This is a genomic window from Pseudomonas sp. C9-3 (assembly GCF_032392015.1).
GTDB classification, from domain to species: Bacteria; Pseudomonadota; Gammaproteobacteria; order Pseudomonadales; family Pseudomonadaceae; genus Pseudomonas; species Pseudomonas nitroreducens.
Window position 1 is genome coordinate 5,393,906 of record NZ_CP135919.1, and the last position, 16,988, is coordinate 5,410,893.

Here is a 16,988-nt window from a genome sequence, read left to right on the forward strand (position 1 = left end):
AGCCATCAAGATGGCGCCAGTCATTCTCGCGCTGAAAAACGAAGCGTGGGCTGAAGTGCGAGTGCTGGCAACGGCCCAGCACCGCCACATCCTCGATCAGGTCTTGAACTTCTTCGACATCGAACCAGATATCGATCTGGATATCATGCGACCGAACCAGGCGCTGACTACCCTGACCGCACGATTACTGCTCGATCTGGACGACGTCCTCCTGGCAGAAAAACCGGATGTAGTGCTGGTTCAGGGTGATACCACGACGGTCATGACAGCCGCACTGGCCTGCTTCTATCACCGTATTCCCGTCGGCCACGTCGAAGCGGGCCTGCGGACCTGGGACATGCAGAACCCGTTTCCCGAAGAGGCCAATCGCGTCATCGCGGGAAAACTGGCTCATTGGCATTTCGCACCTACGGAGGGCTCTCGCCAGAACCTTCTGAAGGAAGGTATTCCCGAGAGCGAGATCCTGGTCACGGGGAATACGGTGATCGATGCCCTACTGATGACAGCATCCAAACCATTGGAATTGGGTATCGACTTGGACCCGAGCAAACGCCTGGTGATGGTGACCTCTCATCGCCGGGAAAACTTCGGCGAGCCTTTCCGCAATATTTGCCGAGCACTGCAGAAGCTTGCGCAGGCTAATCCCGATGTGCAGTTCCTGTACCCCGTCCACCCCAATCCCAACGTCAAGGATGTCGCCTATGAATTCCTTGGCAATGTCCCCAATTTCACGCTCTGCGAACCGCTGGACTATGCACCGTTCGTAGCGGCCATGAAACGCGCCTATCTGATCCTGACCGACTCCGGCGGAGTACAGGAAGAAGCCCCCGCGCTGGGTAAACCAGTGCTGGTGCTTCGTGATGAAACGGAACGACCCGAGGCGGTGGAGCATGGCGTAGTCAAGCTGGTAGGCCCCAACCATGACAGGATTCTCGCAGAAACTCAGCGCCTGCTGGATGACGAGGAGGCCTACAAGGCGATGGCTCGTGGTATTTCGCCCTATGGCGACGGACACGCATCAGAGCGCATCGTAAAGGCGCTGCGAGAGCATTTCTGCTAATGCGCCTCATCTATCTCTCACCAGTTCCATGGTCGAGCTTTGCCCAACGGCCGCAGAAGTTCGTAGAGTGGTTTCATCTGCGCACTGGGGGAGAAGTATTCTGGGTAGATCCCTACCCCACACGCTTGCCGCAATTGAATGACTTCAAGCGTCCGGAAAAATCACTGCCCGGGGAGGCCCAGGAGTATTATTCCTGGCTGCAGCTCGCGATCCCTCGGGCGCTCCCGATTGAGCCCCTACCCGGAATCGCCCAAATCAATCGATTATGTTGGGGCAAGCTGCTGGATCAGCTTCAGGTCTTCGCCGGCGCCGAGAATACTCTCATCGTGGTTGGCAAGCCGAGCCACCTGGCCCTTCGTGTACTGGCACAACTGCCCGACGTGCCATCGGTCTATGACGCGATGGATGAATTTCCCGCCTTCTACAAGGGGCTTTCCAGAGCCTCCATGATGAATTGCGAGAAGCGGTTGGTCGAGCGGGTCGACAAACTTTGGGTAACCAGTACCCGCCTCAAGCATCGTTGGAGCAACAGCAAGCCCAATCTCCAACTCGTACCGAACGGACTGGATCAGAAGTGCTTTTCCAGTGCTGGACGACAGAAAAAAGATAAGCAGGAAAGCAAGACGTTCGGTTATGTCGGGACAATCGCCGCGTGGTTCGACTGGGCTTGGGTGATAAGACTTGCAGAGTTGAGGCCCAACGACAGGATCTGCCTGATCGGACCGGTTTTCGCTCCACCGCGGACGCCTCTGCCCAACAACGTGCAATTGCTCCCACCCTGCAATCACGCAGATGCAATGAAAGCATTGCTGGGATTCGATGTCGGCATCATTCCGTTCAGGGAGAATAAACTGACCGCCTCGGTGGACCCCATCAAATACTACGAATATCGGGCATCCGGGCTACCAGTCCTATCCACTGATTTCGGCGAAATGAAGTTCAGAAGGAACGAGCCCGGCGCCTTCATAAGCGGCTCGATCGAAGATATTAGCTCTCTGGCAGCCCAGGCACTATCTTTCAATGATGATCAGGCGCTGTGCGGGGATTTTGCGGCGAAGAATTCCTGGAACACACGCTTCGATGGCACAAACCTTCTGATGCGGGAAACGTCAGTGTGAGCACTGGGACTTCATTCTCGCCCTATTTGCCTGGAGCGCATAGATGATTGCCGTCTCCATAGTCAGTCATACCCATGGTCGGATGGTCAATGAGCTTGTACAGTCTCTGATCGACATCTCGGAAGTCAAACAGATAGTGGTCACGCTGAATGTTCCGGAACGCATTGACCTGCCATCCGACCCCAGGATCGTGGTGGTAGAAAACGATCGTCCCAAAGGCTTCGGCGCCAATCACAATGCGGCTTTCAAACTCTGCAACCAAGCGTGTTTTTGCCCTCTCAATCCAGACATCAGCCTCATCGGAAATCCCTTCCCGGCCCTGCTCGATGCAATGGCTCGCTATCAGACTAGCGTGATAGCACCATTGATTATCTCACCCGCAGGCACTATCGAAGACAGTGCCAGGCGCTTTCCCAGCCTCCGCGAACTGATGCTGCGGCCATTTGGTGGAACACAGCATCGTTACAGCCTTCAGACCGGAGAGGGCACCATGTATCCGGACTGGATAGCTGGGATGTTCATGCTGTTCAATGCCAGAGATTACGCCAGCTTGTCCGGCTTCGACGAAAACTACTATCTCTACTATGAAGACGTAGATATATGCACCCGAGTCTGGCGGTCGGGCCTGAAGGTCGCTCTGTGCACTGACACACAGGCTTTACATGACGCCCGCCGCGCCAGCCGGAGCAATCTTCGACACTTGCGCTGGCACTTGTGCAGTATGGGAAGATACTATCTTCGCTATTGGGGCCGCCTCCCCAGAACTGCATGTCAGCCTAGAAAGTTGACGAATCACTAGGCTGCCTGCACACCCACTCGTCGACGTAAGAATTAAACGCCCTCGAAAATCGAGGGCTCAGCTATCAAATCAAAATCAGTGCTTTTCAGTTTCGAAAACAGATATATCTTCACAGCGCCAAAGTGCATAGAAAGCATTTCGCCAAAGGGCAGTTGGAAGTGCGAATGGCTCGGCAAGCAGATCAATAGGGCGTGCATATCCTAGATAATTATGCTGAAGCTCTTCGTTTTTGACACCAAAGGAGTTAGAAGCCATAAAATACTTCGAGCCAGAATTCCGGATATTGGAAAGAGCCTTATTGATATCATCATTCCCCAGATGAATCAGGAGCTCCTTACAGAAGACAAGATCAGTTTGAGGAGGAATATCAGAGACTATATCAAAAACACAAAACTCGAACCCAGGATTTCTCTCGCTATTCAACCTGACCAAATCTTCCACTATATCGTACCCAGTGTACTTTATCGCCGGATGCTTCCCAATCACCTCACCAATAAAATTGAAATCACCGCAAGGTATATCTGCGATTGACTTAATTCCAAACTGCTCTATGACATCTGTCAGTCCTACAAGCGCCTTTTCAACCATCGGATTATCTCTGCATGATCCTGGCCCAGAGACAGTCTCCGCACTCCCCCCCCATAATCTTTCTGAAAAAACAGTGGAAAACCTTTCCTGAAGACTTTTATCAATTCGACTAGGCACTTTTAGCATTCCTCGAGAAGTCTAAAATCAGCAAATTGGGTAAAGCCGAACAGTAAATCAACACGCCCACGAGATTTGAAATCTCGCTTCAGCGTAGCACACGAAACGCAATGCAGAAGATCGTTTCCAGAACAGGTGCCGACTTTCTGCTAAACCAACTGGAGCGACGCCAGTTTCAGCCCCTCAAACCCGTGCACTTCTGCATCACCGCACCTCGCCAGAATCGCAACTTTCCTGCGATCGGTCCTGAAACATACCGATCAAACAGCAACGAGTAGAGCACACCGACAGCCATATACAAAGGCCAAGTGTGAACTGTATCCCATTGATAATACACACTCACCACTTGGGCAGGCTGGATAACTCCCATTAGACACAGAACTGCATTCACTGTGAAGAACCCGAATATGTGATGAAGAACAATAGGCAAAGAATTCTTCCCAACATATCCCAGAACCATACTAAAGGATTGATTCTTCGCCAGGATATCGGAAATACCGAAGAAGAACAAAATAGAAAGGACACTACTGACAACAGGCAGGTAGGCCTGCTGATACTTGGAAATCTGCATCCAGAAGTCTAAATTACCTGCATAGACCCACAATTGCTGCTGAATAACGTAAACACTCCCCAGCAAGAAAATATTCCCAATTCTCTTCTGCAGGCCGTACTCCATAAAAAGAGACCCCAGATAATAGAAGAATAAAGCAAATGCAAATCGATAAATAACCATCCGCTGCAAAGTAACCGTATTTTCGCTATACATATCCATGCTGGAATTGACTGCCCAGAATGCTATACCCGCATACAAGGAAATCATAAAAATCGAAGACCACGCTCTGAATCGCCCTTTCAGGAAAGAGATTATTCTCGCATGTACAAGGGAAAAATAAACCTTCACGAAGAACAGGCATGGAATAAACCAGTATGCCGCCGTAAAACCATAAGCACCGCCTGTACCGAACTGGTTCAGGAATAGCCTATCCAGCGAGAGAGGATGATACAACTGCGAAAATCCAAGCCGCAGAATAACCTGACACACTAAAGCATATACAAAGTAATAAAGTGTCGAGTACAGCAACAATGATTTTGCATTCTTCAGCACAACCGATAACACCCCATCATGCTTTGACTCTAAAAAAAACAAACCCGATATGAAGAAGAATAGCGGCATATGAAAAGAATATGGCGCAAACGGGTAAAACATTGACCCACTGCTAGCATGACCGGAAACCACGAAGAGAATTCCCAGCCCACGCAGAACATCGACACCCAGATTTCTTTGGCTCATCTAACTAACTCTTCTTATATAGTTTCACCGAAATACCTGCCTCTCACCCCCATCACGGGCGGGATATCGGAGCGAAGCCTCAAACCGACCTCACCATTCGAACATTCACCGTTAATAGAGGAACGCAACAACATTACGTCATTACCTAGGAAAATTGTGAAATAATATCGATAGCGCGATACAACTTGATGTGATGCCACCATGATTCATTTCGCTCGCTGGCGCACGCTGGCTCTGATGTTGTTCCTGCTCGCCCCACTTCTCTGGCCCCTCCACCACTTCGCCCAGCGCTACTACAGCGAACAACTGGCCGAGCAGAACCAGCAGACCCTCGACCTCTACGTCGCCAACTTGCTGGGCACCCTGCGCCGTTACGAGGACCTGCCACCGATCCTCGGCGAGCTGCCGACCTTGCGCGCCGCTCTGCAGGCGCCTGACAGCCTGACAGCACAGAACGCCGCCAACCTGGAGCTGCAGCGCATCCGCGGGCGCACCGGGGCTGACGTCATCTACCTGATTCAGGCGGACGGCATGACCCACGCCGCCTCCAACTGGGACCAGGCCGATAGCTTCGTCGGCCGAAACTTTTCATTCCGCCCCTATTACAAAGAAGCGACCCAGGGCCGTCAGGGTAGATTCTTCGGCCTGGGCACGACGTCCAAGCGACGCGGTTACTATTTCGCCAGCGACGTGCGCGACGGAGGAAAGCTGCTCGGTGTGCTGGTGGTGAAGGTCGACCTCGAGCATATGGAGCAGCTCTGGGGCAATACGCCGGAGCAATTGTTGGTAATGGACTCCAACGGCGTCGTCATCCTCTCCTCCAGCAACGCGTGGCGCTTCCATACCGGAAAGGAGCTGTCGCCGGCCAAGCAGCGCGAGATTGCCGAGAACATCCCCTATCCCGTGCTACATCCGCTGCCACTGAAGATCGATCAGCGGCGCTGGATCAGCCAGAGCCGTCATTTGCCGGAAACCGGCTGGACGGTCAGCATCTATACGCCGCGCACCCAAGTCGATGGCCCGGTTCGCAGCGTCGTGCTGATCGGCGCAGCTACCCTGGTGGCCCTTCTTCTATTGCTTTCACTGCTGACGATTAGCCGCCGCCACTTCCTTGAGCGTATCGCCCTGGAAGCCCAGGCAAAGCATGAGCTGGAGCTGCGCGTACAGGAGCGCACCCAGGAACTGGAAGGCGCCAATACCCGGCTATTGGAGGAAGTCAGCAACCGCGAGCAGGCGCAACGCGAACTGATGCACGCCCAGGATGAAGTGGTACAGGCCGGGAAACTCACCGCCCTGGGTACCATGTCCGCCAGCATCAGCCACGAACTCAACCAGCCGCTCGCGGCCATCCGCAGCTATGCCGACAACGCCCGCGTTCTGCTCGATCACGAGCGCTATGACGATGCCCGCGGCAACCTGCAACAAATTGGCGAACTGACGGGGCGCATGGCCTCGATCATCGGCCACCTCAAGGCTTATGCCCGCGGCGCCCGTCGAGCTCCGGAGAACGTCGCGTTGCAGCCGGCGATCAACGACGCTCTGGCCCTGGTCGCGCAGCGGCGCCAGGCGATGAACGTCGAATTGTTGCGAGATCTGCCGGATGCGGCACTCTGGGTACAAGCGGGCGAAACGCGGCTCCGGCAAATCCTTTCCAACCTGATCTCCAACGCCCTTGACGCCCTTGCGGAGAAAGGTCTGCCGCGGAGAATCTGGCTGACCGCCGAGCAAACGCCGGAGCGCGTCATCGTTTCGCTGCGCGACAACGGCCCCGGCTTTTCGGAGCAGGCCCTGGCGCATGCCCGGGAGCCTTTCTTCACCACCAAAACCAGTGCAAAGGGTCTCGGCCTGGGACTGGCCATCTGCGACACATTGTTACGCACTCTCGGCGGCCGCCTGGAACTTGGGAATCACCCGGATGGCGGCGCTCTCGTACAATTGCATCTGTTGCCGGGCGTTCCCGGTGTGACCCTGACGCCGCAAGAGGAAACCCGCGCATGAGTTCGGCCGAGCCTTTCGATCCCACGACCCAGGTTTTGCTGGTCGATGACGATCCGCATTTGCGACAGGCGCTCTGCCAGACACTCGACCTCGCTGGCTTCAAGGTAGTGCCGCTGGGCGATGCACGAGGGATCGATCCCCAACTGGCACGCGACTGGCCAGGAGTGATCGTCAGCGATATCCGCATGCCGGGCATCGATGGACTGCAATTGCTCGAACAGCTGCACGCGCAAGATTCGGAGCTGCCGGTGATCCTGGTGACGGGCCACGGAGACGTGCCGCTCGCGGTGAAGGCCATGCGTTCGGGCGCCTACGACTTCCTGGAAAAGCCCTTCCCCAGCGATGCCCTGCTGGACAGCGTACGCCGCGCGCTGGACGTGCGCCGTCTGGTGCTGGAGAACCGCAGCCTGCGCCTGGCGCTGACGGAGCAGAAGGAGGTCCGGGGCCGCCTCGTGGGCCAGTCCGCGCCAATGCAACGCCTGCAACAGCAGGTCGCCTCACTGGCGGCAATCCAGGCTGATGTTCTGGTGCTGGGCGAAACAGGCTCGGGCAAGGAAGTGGTGGCGCGTGCCCTCCATGATCTGTCGAATCGCCGCAATGGCCCCTTCGTCGCCATCAACGCCGGCGCGCTGGCCGAGTCGGTAGTGGAAAGCGAGCTGTTCGGCCATGAGCAGGGCGCCTTCACCGGCGCGCAGAAACGCCGCATCGGCAAATTCGAGTTCGCCAACGGCGGCACCCTGTTCCTCGACGAGATAGAGAGCATGAGCCTGGACGTACAGGTCAAGCTGCTGCGCCTCTTGCAGGAGCGTACTGTCGAACGCCTGGGCTCCAATCAGCTCATCCCGCTGGATATCCGCATCATCGCGGCAACGAAAGAGGACCTTCGCCTCGCCTCGGACGAAGGCCGCTTCCGCGCCGACCTTTACTACCGTCTCAATGTTGCCAGCCTGCGCATTCCGCCGCTGCGCGAGCGCGGCGACGACATCCTGCTGCTGTTCCAGCACTTCGCCGAACGCGCTGCAGAACGCCATGGCCTGAGCGCAAGGCCGCTGGACTCAGCCCAGAGGGCGCAGCTACTGGCCCATGGCTGGCCGGGCAACGTCCGCGAACTGCAGAATGCGGCAGAGCGCTTTGCACTCGGGCTGGATCTGGGTCTGGACGAGAACCGCGGCCAAACCGTGTCGGCGATTCATGGCAGCGGGTTGAACGAACAGGTCGAATCCTTCGAGCGCTCCTTGATCGCCGCTGAAATGAGGCGCCCGCACAACTCCCTGCGCAGCCTTGCCGAGGCACTGGGAATACCCCGCAAGACGCTGCACGACAAGCTGCGCAAACATGGGTTGCTGTTCTCCGGCAGTGGCGGAATTTCCGCCGACGACACCGACGCCTGAGCAGGAATCCGCCTATAGCACCCTCTGCGACCAAGGGCGAACAGCGCTGCAGAGCGCTCTGACGTAGCCTTCCGCCCTGGCACACACCTTGCTCTGCGACATCGGTGCGATTGCCTTGTGCATCACATCTCGCGGCGTGCCTGTCACGTCGCCCCACCGGGCCACGAACCCGGTGGTGTCCTTCGGGCTTCTTGCCATCTCGCGCCTTCTATTCGCAAGGCGCATCGCCGGGTGCAGTGATCCTGCCCCGGCCAATTTCCTCCCCCCTCTTCATCGTTCAGGACTTTCCTACATAACGGTCCTACGCACGCCTGCCGCTTAGGAATCAAGAGCTACGGCGCATTCCGCTTGGCCCTCTGCATTTGACTGCCATTCTGCGGTCATGAAAGCGCGCTCAAATCTTCACGAAATCCCCTCTATATCGGGCACTAATGCAAAACCTCTCCTATGGTTTATCCGGGGTGGGCAGAGCAGGAAGTACTGCCCGATACATTGGATAGCAAGCTATTGACCTGAATCAGGGGTGACACCCAGGGACAGGCGCCTAATAGCGTCACTCTCCAACTTCCTATAGGGAGATTCTTAAATGTCGCAAGAAAGCAGCCAAAAACTACGACTCGGCGCGCTGACAGCCCTGGTCGTAGGATCCATGATCGGCGGGGGCATTTTCTCCCTTCCGCAAAACATGGCGGCCAGTGCAGACGTCGGCGCCATCCTCATCGGCTGGGCCATCACCGCGGTCGGCATGCTGACCCTGGCCTTCGTCTTCCAGACTCTGGCCAACCGCAAACCCCAGCTTGACGGCGGTGTGTACGCCTACGCCAAGGCCGGTTTCGGTGACTACATGGGCTTCTCCTCGGCCTGGGGTTACTGGATCAGCGCGTGGCTCGGCAACGTCGGTTACTTCCTCCTGCTGTTCAGCACCCTGGGTTACTTCTTCCCGATCTTCGGCAAGGGTGACACCGTCGCGGCGATCGTCTGCGCGTCGATCCTCTTGTGGGCCCTGCACTTCCTGGTGCTGCGCGGGATCAAGGAAGCGGCGTTCATCAACACCATCACCACGGTGGCGAAGATCGTCCCGCTGTTCCTGTTCATCCTGATCTGCCTGTTCGCCTTCAAGCTGGACATCTTCACCGCGGACATCTGGGGCAAGAGCAATCCTGACCTGGGCAGCGTGATGAACCAGGTGCGCAACATGATGCTGGTCACCGTCTGGGTGTTCATCGGCATCGAAGGCGCGAGCATCTTCTCCTCCCGTGCGGAAAAACGCTCGGACGTCGGTAAAGCTACCGTGATCGGCTTCATCACCGTCCTGCTGCTGCTGGTACTGGTGAACGTGCTGTCCATGGGCGTGATGACCCAGCCGGAACTGGCCAAGCTGCAGAACCCGTCGATGGCGCTGGTGCTGGAGCACGTGGTCGGTCACTGGGGCGCTGTCCTGATCAGCGTCGGTCTGCTGATCTCCCTGCTGGGTGCCCTGCTCTCCTGGGTACTGCTCTGCGCCGAGATCATGTTCGCCGCCGCCAAGGACCACACCATGCCGGAGTTCCTCCGCAAGGAGAACGCCAACCAGGTGCCGGCCAACGCACTGTGGCTGACCAACATCTGCGTGCAGGTCTTCCTGGTCATCGTGTTCTTCACCTCCGGCAGCGCCGATGGTGGCATGGACCCGTACACCAAGATGCTGCTGCTGGCCACCTCGATGATCCTCATCCCTTACTTCTGGTCCGCGGCCTACGGCCTGCTGCTGGCAGTCAAGGGCGAGACCTACGAGACCGACTCGGCCGACCGCACCAAAGACCTGATCATCGCCGGTATCTCGGTTCTCTACGCGGTGTGGCTGATCTACGCAGGCGGTCTGAAATACCTGCTGCTGTCGGCGCTGCTCTACGCGCCCGGCGTCATCCTCTTCGCCAAAGCGAAACATGAAGTGGGTCAACCCATCTTCACCAATGTCGAGAAGCTCATCTTCGCAGTAGTCGTGATCGGTGCACTGATCGCGGCCTATGGCCTCTACGACGGCTTCCTCACTCTGTAACTCCTGGAGACATCTCATGAGCACGGAAAAAACCAAACTTGGCGTCCATTCTGAAGCTGGCAAACTACGCAAAGTGATGGTCTGCTCGCCCGGACTCGCCCACCAACGCCTGACCCCGAGCAACTGCGACGAGTTGCTGTTCGACGACGTTATCTGGGTGAACCAGGCGAAGCGTGACCACTTCGATTTCGTCACCAAGATGCGCGAGCGTGGCATCGACGTCCTCGAAATGCACAACCTGCTGACCGAGACCGTCCAGAATCCCGAAGCCCTCAAGTGGATCCTCGATCGCAAGATCACCAACGACAGCGTTGGTGTCGGCCTGACCCAGGAACTGCGCGGCTGGCTGGAAAGCCTGGAGCCTCGCAAACTGGCGGAATTCCTCATCGGCGGCGTGGCCTCCGATGACATCCCGGAAAGCGAAGGCGCCAAGGCGCTGAAGATGTACCGCGACTACCTCGGCCACTCCAGCTTCCTGCTGCCGCCGCTGCCCAACACCCAGTTCACCCGTGACACCACCTGCTGGATCTACGGCGGTGTGACCCTGAATCCGATGTACTGGCCGGCGCGACGTCAGGAAACCCTGCTGACCACCGCGATCTACAAGTTCCACCCGGAATTCACCAACGCCGAATTCGAAGTCTGGTACGGCGATCCGGACAAGGACCACGGCATGTCCACCCTCGAAGGCGGCGACGTCATGCCCATCGGCAACGGTGTCGTCCTGATCGGTATGGGTGAGCGCTCTTCCCGCCAGGCCATCGGCCAGGTTGCCCAGGCACTGTTCGCCAAGGGCGCAGCGGAGAAAGTCATCGTTGCCGGCCTGCCCAAGTCCCGCGCCGCGATGCACCTGGACACCGTCTTCACCTTCTGCGACCGCGACCTGGTCACCGTCTTCCCGGAAGTGGTGAAAGAGATCGTTGCCTTCACCCTGCGTCCGGACGAGAAGAGCCCCTACGGCATCAACGTCCAGCGCGAAGACAAGGACTTCATGACCGTCGTCGCCGAGAGCCTGGGCCTGAAGAAACTGCGCGTCGTCGAAACCGGCGGCAACAGCTTCGCCGCCGAGCGCGAGCAGTGGGACGACGGCAACAACGTGGTCTGCCTGGAGCCGGGCGTGGTGGTCGGTTATGACCGCAACACCTACACCAACACCCTGCTGCGCAAGGCCGGTGTGGAAGTCATCACCATCAGCGCCGGCGAACTGGGCCGGGGCCGTGGCGGCGGTCACTGCATGACCTGCCCGATCATCCGCGACCCGATCGACTATTGATTCGCCCGACTATCACTCACAGAGCGCATTGATCTGAAAAGGCGGCCCTAGCCGGGGCCGCCTGCCCCGCCAGCCACGAGCTGTACTGACGAGGCCTAGCTTTCCATCCCACAAGGAGAACGAACATGGCTTTCAATATGCACAACCGCAACCTGCTCAGCCTGATGCACCACAGCACTCGCGAGTTGCGCTATCTGCTCGACCTGTCCCGCGACCTGAAACGCGCCAAGTACACCGGTACCGAGCAACAGCACCTGAAAGGCAACAACATTGCGCTGATCTTCGAGAAAACCTCGACCCGCACCCGTTGCGCCTTCGAAGTCGCCGCCTATGACCAGGGTGCCAACGTCACCTACATCGACCCGAACTCCTCGCAGATCGGCCACAAGGAGTCGATGAAGGACACCGCCCGCGTACTGGGCCGCATGTACGACGCCATCGAATACCGTGGCTTCAAGCAGGAAATCGTCGAGGAACTCGCCAAGTACGCCGGCGTACCGGTGTTCAACGGCCTCACCGACGAGTACCACCCGACCCAGATGCTGGCCGACGTGCTGACCATGCGTGAGCACAGCGACAAGCCGCTGCACGACATCAGCTACGCCTACCTGGGCGACGCCCGCAACAACATGGGTAACTCCCTGCTGCTGATCGGCGCCAAGCTCGGCATGGACGTGCGCATCGCCGCCCCGAAAGAACTGTGGCCGACCGACGAACACGTTGCCGCCTGCAAGAAATTCGCGGAAGAAAGCGGTGCGAAAATCACCATCACCGAAGACCCGAAAGTGGCAGTCAAAGGCGTGGACTTCATCCACACCGACGTCTGGGTCTCCATGGGTGAGCCGGTGGAAGCCTGGGGCGAACGCATCACCGAGCTGCTGCCGTACCAGGTCAACATGGACATGATGAAAGCTGCCGGTAACCCGCGCGTGAAGTTCATGCACTGCCTGCCCGCCTTCCACAACAGCGAAACCAAGGTCGGCAAGGAAATCGCCGCCAAGTACCCGAACCTGAAGAACGGCATCGAAGTGACCGAAGACGTCTTCGAATCCCCGTACAACATTGCCTTCGAGCAAGCGGAAAACCGCATGCACACCATCAAGGCAATCCTCGTATCGACCCTCGCCGACATGTAATGCCGGGCCGCCCCGGGGCCGCGCCCAAGCGCCGGCCCCGGGCGCGTTTCCACTCTTTCGGAGGTACTGAATATGCGTATCGTCGTCGCATTGGGCGGTAATGCCCTGCTGCGTCGTGGCGAGCCCATGACTGCTGACAATCAACGCTTGAACGTTCGGATCGCCGCCGAACAGATTTCCAAAGTCGCTCCCGGCAACGAGCTGGTAATCGCCCACGGCAACGGCCCGCAGGTCGGCCTTCTGGCCCTGCAGGGCGCCGCCTACGACAAGGTTGCCCCCTATCCGCTGGACGTCCTCGGCGCTGAAACCGAAGGCATGATCGGCTACATGATCGAACAGGAAATGGGCAACCTGCTGCCGTTCGAAGTACCGTTCGCCACCATCCTCACCCAGGTCGAAGTGGACGCCAAAGACCCGGCCTTCCAGAACCCGACCAAGCCCATCGGCCCGGTCTATTCGAAGGAAGAAGCCGAAGCCCTGGCCAAGGAGAAAGGCTGGAGCATCGCCCCCGACGGCGACAAATTCCGCCGCGTGGTCGCCAGCCCCCGTCCGAAGCGCATCTTCGAGATCCGCCCGGTCAAGTGGCTGCTGGAGAAAGGCACCATCGTCATCTGTGCAGGCGGCGGCGGCATCCCGACCATGTACGACGAATCCGGCAAGAAGCTTTCCGGCGTCGAAGCCGTGATCGACAAGGACCTGTGCTCCTCGCTGCTGGCCCAGGAGCTGTCGGCTGACATCCTGATCATCGCCACCGACGTGGACGCTGCCTACATCGACTGGGGCAAACCGACCCAGAAAGGCATCGCCCAGGCTCACCCGGACGAACTGGAACGCCTCGGCTTCGCCGCCGGCTCCATGGGTCCGAAGGTCATGGCAGCCATCGAGTTTGCCCGCGCCACCGGCAAGGATGCAGTGATCGGCTCGCTGGAAAACATCGTCGCCATCACCAAAGGCGAATCCGGCACCCGCGTCAGCACCAAAAAGGCTGGCATCGAGTACCGCTAAGACCTGTCCTCAGCAAAGGCAACATCGAAACGGGAGCCCTCATGGCTCCCGTTTTCGTTCAAGGACCCTGCGCGATCTGCCCGGAAACTCGTCGCCTACTTCCGACAATTCCTGGCGCAAGCGTGACTCGGCAGTCATCATCCTCGTCAGCTAAAGCATTCGAATCACTAGAAGCCACCGCCTGGCTTTGTGCCACCGGGCCGCGCCTCCATGCGCAACTGGCGCCCAGCCGCACAAGATGCACTTGCTGAAGGAGTTTCCGAGAGATGTCTCGACTACCGGTCATCGTTGGTTTTGGTGGATATAACGCGGCAGGCCGCAGTTCCTTCCACCATGGGTTCCGCCGCACCGTCCTCGAATCCATGGAGCCCGCCGCCCGCCAGGAAACCCTCGCCGGCCTCGCCGTGATGATGAAGCTGGTGAAAGTCGTCGACGGCCAGTATCAGGATGCCGACGGCAACGCCCTCGATCTGGCCGCCATCGAACAACGCTTCGCCGAGCAGATTCGCCAGTCCACCCTGATCCGCCGCATCGAGTTGCAATACCTCGACGTCGACGCCGCGCATTGCCACAAAAGCCTGACCGTCAACGCCGCCGGCGCCCCGCTGACCTTCACCACCCTGCGCAAGCAACTGCCCGAGCCGCTGCCGGCGAACTGGTCGGTTGAAGAGACCGAAGGCAGCGAAGTCCGCGTCACCCTGCACGACAGTTGCGAGTTCAAGGTCGACAGCTACCGCGCGCTGCCGGTGAAATCCGCCGGCCAGTTGCCCACCGGCTTCGAGCCGGGCGAGCTGTACAACTCACGTTTCCACCCGCGTGGCCTGCAGATGTCCGTAGTCGCCGCCACCGACGCAGTGCGCTCCACCGGCATCGACTGGCAGACCATCTGCAACGCGGTGCAGCCCGACGAGATCGCCGTGTTCTCCAGCAGCATCATGAGCCAGCTGGACGAAAACGGCTTCGGCGGCCTGCTGCAATCGCGCCTGCGCGGCCATCGCGTTTCGGCCAAGCAGTTGCCGCTGGGCTTCAACAGCATGCCCACCGACTTCATCAACGCCTACGTACTCGGCAGCGTCGGCATGACTGGCAGCGTGACCGGCGCCTGCGCGACCTTCCTCTATAACCTGCAGAAAGGCATCGACGTCATCACCACCGGCCAGGCCCGTGTGGCCATCGTCGGCAACGCCGAGGCGCCGATCACCTCGGAGATCATCGAGGGCTACGCCGCCATGGGCGCGCTGGCCACCGAGGAAGGCCTGCGCCTGATCGAGGGCCGCGACGATGTCGACTTCCGCCGCGCCAGCCGCCCGTTCGGCGACAACTGTGGCTTCTCCCTGGCCGAGTCCGCGCAGTACGTGGTGCTGATGGACGACGCCCTGGCCCTGGAGTTGGGCGCCGAGATCCACGGTTCGGTGCCGGACGTGTTCATCAACGCCGACGGCTTCAAGAAGTCCATCTCCGCCCCCGGCCCGGGCAACTACCTGACCATGGCCAAGGCCGTGGCCGCCGCCGCGCAGATCGTGGGCGAGAAAAGCGTGCGCCAGCACAGCTTCGTCCACGCCCACGGCTCCAGCACCCCGGCCAACCGCGTGACCGAGTCGGAAATCCTCGACCGCGTCGCCACCGCCTTCGGCATCAGCGACTGGCCGATCACCGCGGTGAAAGCCTTCGTCGGCCACTCCCTGGCCACCGCCAGCGCCGACCAGCTGATCTCGGCACTGGGCACCTTCCGCTACGGCGTCATCCCCGGCATCAAGACCGTCGACAAGTTCGCCGACGACGTCTTCAAGGACCACATCGCCCTGTCCAGCAGCGATGTGCGCCGCGACGACCTGGAAGTCTGCTTCATCAACTCCAAGGGTTTCGGCGGCAACAACGCCACCGGCGTGCTGCTGTCCCCGGCCGTCACCGAGAAGATGCTGCGCAAACGCCACGGCGATGCTGCCTTCAACGACTACCAGGCGCGCCGCGAAGCCACCCGCGCCGTCGCCCGCCAGTACGATGAAGCCGCGACCCAGGGCCGCTTCGACATCATCTATAACTTCGGCAACGACATGATCGACGAACAGGCCATCGAGATCAGCGATCAGGGCATCCAGGTCCCCGGCTTCAGCCAGACCATTGCCTACAAGAAGGATGAGCGCTTCAGCGACATGATCGACTGATCGCCGACGTTGAACGAAAAAGCCGGGCAGATGCCCGGCTTTTTTGTGCCTGACGATTCACTCGGTGTGGTCGAGGCCTGTAGGAGCGAGCTTGCTCGCGAACCGCACAACACCGTCGTCACCAGCAAAACCCGTTCGCGAGCAAGCTCGCTCCTACACCTGGCTCCGATCAGTACGTCCCCTGCCCCACGCCCAACTCGAGAATGCTGCCCTTCAGGTTCTCGAAGTCGTACTCGGTCAGCCCGACGTAATCCAGCACCAGCGCGCGCACGCTTTCCCACTCGTGGTCCTCGGTCTGGTTGCCCAGCACACGGTAGGAACCACAGATGTGCTCGGCCATCTTGAGGATTGCCAACAGGTTCTTCAGCTGGGTGTCGCGGGAATTGTCGTCACTGAAGATCGACAGCGCGTTGTGGTGGTTGGCGATGGCCTCGCAGACGTGTTCCGGCAGGCGCCACGAGCGTGCCGTGAAGTAGCCGACCACCGCATGATTGGTGTTCAGTACGCGGTTCTCGGTGTCGACCACGCGGCGTTCGTCACTGGCGCTGGCGTAGGCCTCTTCCAGCACCGCCATGTAGTTGGGGAAACGCTTGAGCATCAGCGGGATGCCGCAGTTGTGGAACAACCCCAGCGCGTATGCCTCGTCCACCGACTCGTAGCCAATGCGCTTGGCCAGGGTCAGGCAGCTCATGGCCACGTCCTGCGCGGTATCCCAGAAGCGATTAAGGGTGACGATGGTGTCGTCGGTCATCTCGCCCTTGATCGACTGGGCGTTGATCAGGTTGATCACCGAACGGCTGCCCAGCAGGTTCACCGCACGCTGGATCGAAGTGATGCGATTGGCCAGGCCGAAGAACGGCGAGTTCACCAGCTTCAGCAGCGCACCGGACAGCCCCGGGTCCTGGCTGATCAGCTTGGCGATCGCCTTCAGGTCCGGATTGGGCATGAACTGCTCCATCTGCAGGTCAACCATGATCTGCGGCTGCGGCGGCACGCTGATGCCCTGCAG

Annotated in this window: 13 protein-coding genes; 10 read left to right on the plus strand and 3 right to left on the minus strand. The window is 59.0% G+C overall.

The features are described from left to right. The first annotated feature begins 10 nt into the window (after window positions 1–10). Genes wecB through RS899_RS24735 form a run of 3 tightly spaced genes read left to right on the plus strand, consistent with a single transcriptional unit; the run spans window position 11 to window position 2,977 of the window. On the plus strand, window positions 11–1,060 hold the full coding sequence (gene wecB, locus RS899_RS24725) for a non-hydrolyzing UDP-N-acetylglucosamine 2-epimerase (RefSeq protein WP_233297590.1): 1,050 nt from the start codon (window positions 11–13) through the stop codon (window positions 1,058–1,060). Further along, entirely contained in the window at window positions 1,060–2,178 is a 1,119-nt protein-coding gene (locus tag RS899_RS24730) for a glycosyl transferase (RefSeq protein WP_315808301.1), read from the plus strand. Before wecB ends, RS899_RS24730 begins: the two co-directional genes overlap by 1 nt. A 43-nt stretch (window positions 2,179–2,221) precedes the next feature. Then, complete coding sequence (locus RS899_RS24735; RefSeq protein WP_233297486.1) at window positions 2,222–2,977, plus strand: glycosyltransferase; 756 nt, start codon at window positions 2,222–2,224, stop codon at window positions 2,975–2,977. A gap of 75 nt (window positions 2,978–3,052) precedes the next feature. Here RS899_RS24735 and RS899_RS24740 read toward each other — a convergent pair whose 3' ends face one another. Next, window positions 3,053–3,682 (minus strand): class I SAM-dependent methyltransferase, encoded by a 630-nt coding sequence (locus RS899_RS24740; RefSeq protein ID WP_315808302.1) that lies wholly within the window; start codon window positions 3,680–3,682, stop codon window positions 3,053–3,055. A 175-nt stretch (window positions 3,683–3,857) separates the two neighbouring features. Beyond that, window positions 3,858–4,973, minus strand: coding sequence for an acyltransferase family protein (locus RS899_RS24745; protein ID WP_315808303.1), 1,116 nt, complete (start codon window positions 4,971–4,973; stop codon window positions 3,858–3,860). A 201-nt stretch (window positions 4,974–5,174) separates the two neighbouring features. Between RS899_RS24745 and RS899_RS24750 the strand changes: the two genes are divergently transcribed. The 7 genes from RS899_RS24750 to RS899_RS24780 all read left to right on the plus strand — a co-directional run bounded on the left by RS899_RS24750 (window position 5,175) and on the right by RS899_RS24780 (window position 15,979). Further along, window positions 5,175–6,971, plus strand: a complete 1,797-nt coding sequence (locus RS899_RS24750) for a sensor histidine kinase (RefSeq protein ID WP_315808304.1) — start codon at window positions 5,175–5,177, stop codon at window positions 6,969–6,971. Then, window positions 6,968–8,362, plus strand: coding sequence for a sigma-54 dependent transcriptional regulator (locus RS899_RS24755; protein WP_315808305.1), 1,395 nt, complete (start codon window positions 6,968–6,970; stop codon window positions 8,360–8,362). Before RS899_RS24750 ends, RS899_RS24755 begins: the two co-directional genes overlap by 4 nt. A gap of 586 nt (window positions 8,363–8,948) precedes the next feature. After that, window positions 8,949–10,400, plus strand: coding sequence for an arginine-ornithine antiporter (gene arcD / locus RS899_RS24760; protein ID WP_233297491.1), 1,452 nt, complete (start codon window positions 8,949–8,951; stop codon window positions 10,398–10,400). A gap of 16 nt (window positions 10,401–10,416) precedes the next feature. Next, on the plus strand, window positions 10,417–11,673 hold the full coding sequence (gene arcA, locus RS899_RS24765) for an arginine deiminase (RefSeq protein WP_045215707.1): 1,257 nt from the start codon (window positions 10,417–10,419) through the stop codon (window positions 11,671–11,673). A gap of 125 nt (window positions 11,674–11,798) precedes the next feature. Next, window positions 11,799–12,809 carry an ornithine carbamoyltransferase gene (locus RS899_RS24770; protein WP_054908065.1) on the plus strand — a complete coding sequence of 337 codons (1,011 nt, stop codon included), beginning with the start codon at window positions 11,799–11,801 and terminating at the stop codon, window positions 12,807–12,809. Between the two features lie 72 nt (window positions 12,810–12,881). Then, window positions 12,882–13,814 (plus strand): carbamate kinase, encoded by a 933-nt coding sequence (gene arcC / locus RS899_RS24775; protein ID WP_054908066.1) that lies wholly within the window; start codon window positions 12,882–12,884, stop codon window positions 13,812–13,814. A gap of 266 nt (window positions 13,815–14,080) precedes the next feature. Further along, a complete protein-coding gene (locus RS899_RS24780; protein ID WP_054908067.1) occupies window positions 14,081–15,979 on the plus strand; it encodes a beta-ketoacyl synthase in 1,899 nt (632 codons plus the stop codon). Window positions 15,980–16,148: 169 nt separating this feature from the next. Here RS899_RS24780 and RS899_RS24785 read toward each other — a convergent pair whose 3' ends face one another. Next, window positions 16,149–16,973 (minus strand): HDOD domain-containing protein, encoded by an 825-nt coding sequence (locus RS899_RS24785; RefSeq protein WP_139092894.1) that lies wholly within the window; start codon window positions 16,971–16,973, stop codon window positions 16,149–16,151. Window positions 16,974–16,988 lie beyond the last annotated feature (15 nt).

Bases quoted from the DNA above. Each gene is read 5' to 3' on its own strand.
- RS899_RS24750 (WP_315808304.1), top strand. From the start codon at position 5,175: ATGATTCATTTCGCTCGCTGGCGCACGCTGGCTCTGATGTTGTTCCTG.
- RS899_RS24780 (WP_054908067.1), top strand. From the start codon at position 14,081: ATGTCTCGACTACCGGTCATCGTTGGTTTTGGTGGATATAACGCGGCA.
- RS899_RS24730 (WP_315808301.1), top strand. From the start codon at position 1,060: ATGCGCCTCATCTATCTCTCACCAGTTCCATGGTCGAGCTTTGCCCAA.
- RS899_RS24745 (WP_315808303.1), bottom strand. From the start codon at position 4,973: ATGAGCCAAAGAAATCTGGGTGTCGATGTTCTGCGTGGGCTGGGAATT.
- arcC (WP_054908066.1), top strand. From the start codon at position 12,882: ATGCGTATCGTCGTCGCATTGGGCGGTAATGCCCTGCTGCGTCGTGGC.
- arcA (WP_045215707.1), top strand. From the start codon at position 10,417: ATGAGCACGGAAAAAACCAAACTTGGCGTCCATTCTGAAGCTGGCAAA.
- RS899_RS24735 (WP_233297486.1), top strand. From the start codon at position 2,222: ATGATTGCCGTCTCCATAGTCAGTCATACCCATGGTCGGATGGTCAAT.
- arcD (WP_233297491.1), top strand. From the start codon at position 8,949: ATGTCGCAAGAAAGCAGCCAAAAACTACGACTCGGCGCGCTGACAGCC.
- wecB (WP_233297590.1), top strand. From the start codon at position 11: ATGGCGCCAGTCATTCTCGCGCTGAAAAACGAAGCGTGGGCTGAAGTG.
- RS899_RS24755 (WP_315808305.1), top strand. From the start codon at position 6,968: ATGAGTTCGGCCGAGCCTTTCGATCCCACGACCCAGGTTTTGCTGGTC.
- RS899_RS24770 (WP_054908065.1), top strand. From the start codon at position 11,799: ATGGCTTTCAATATGCACAACCGCAACCTGCTCAGCCTGATGCACCAC.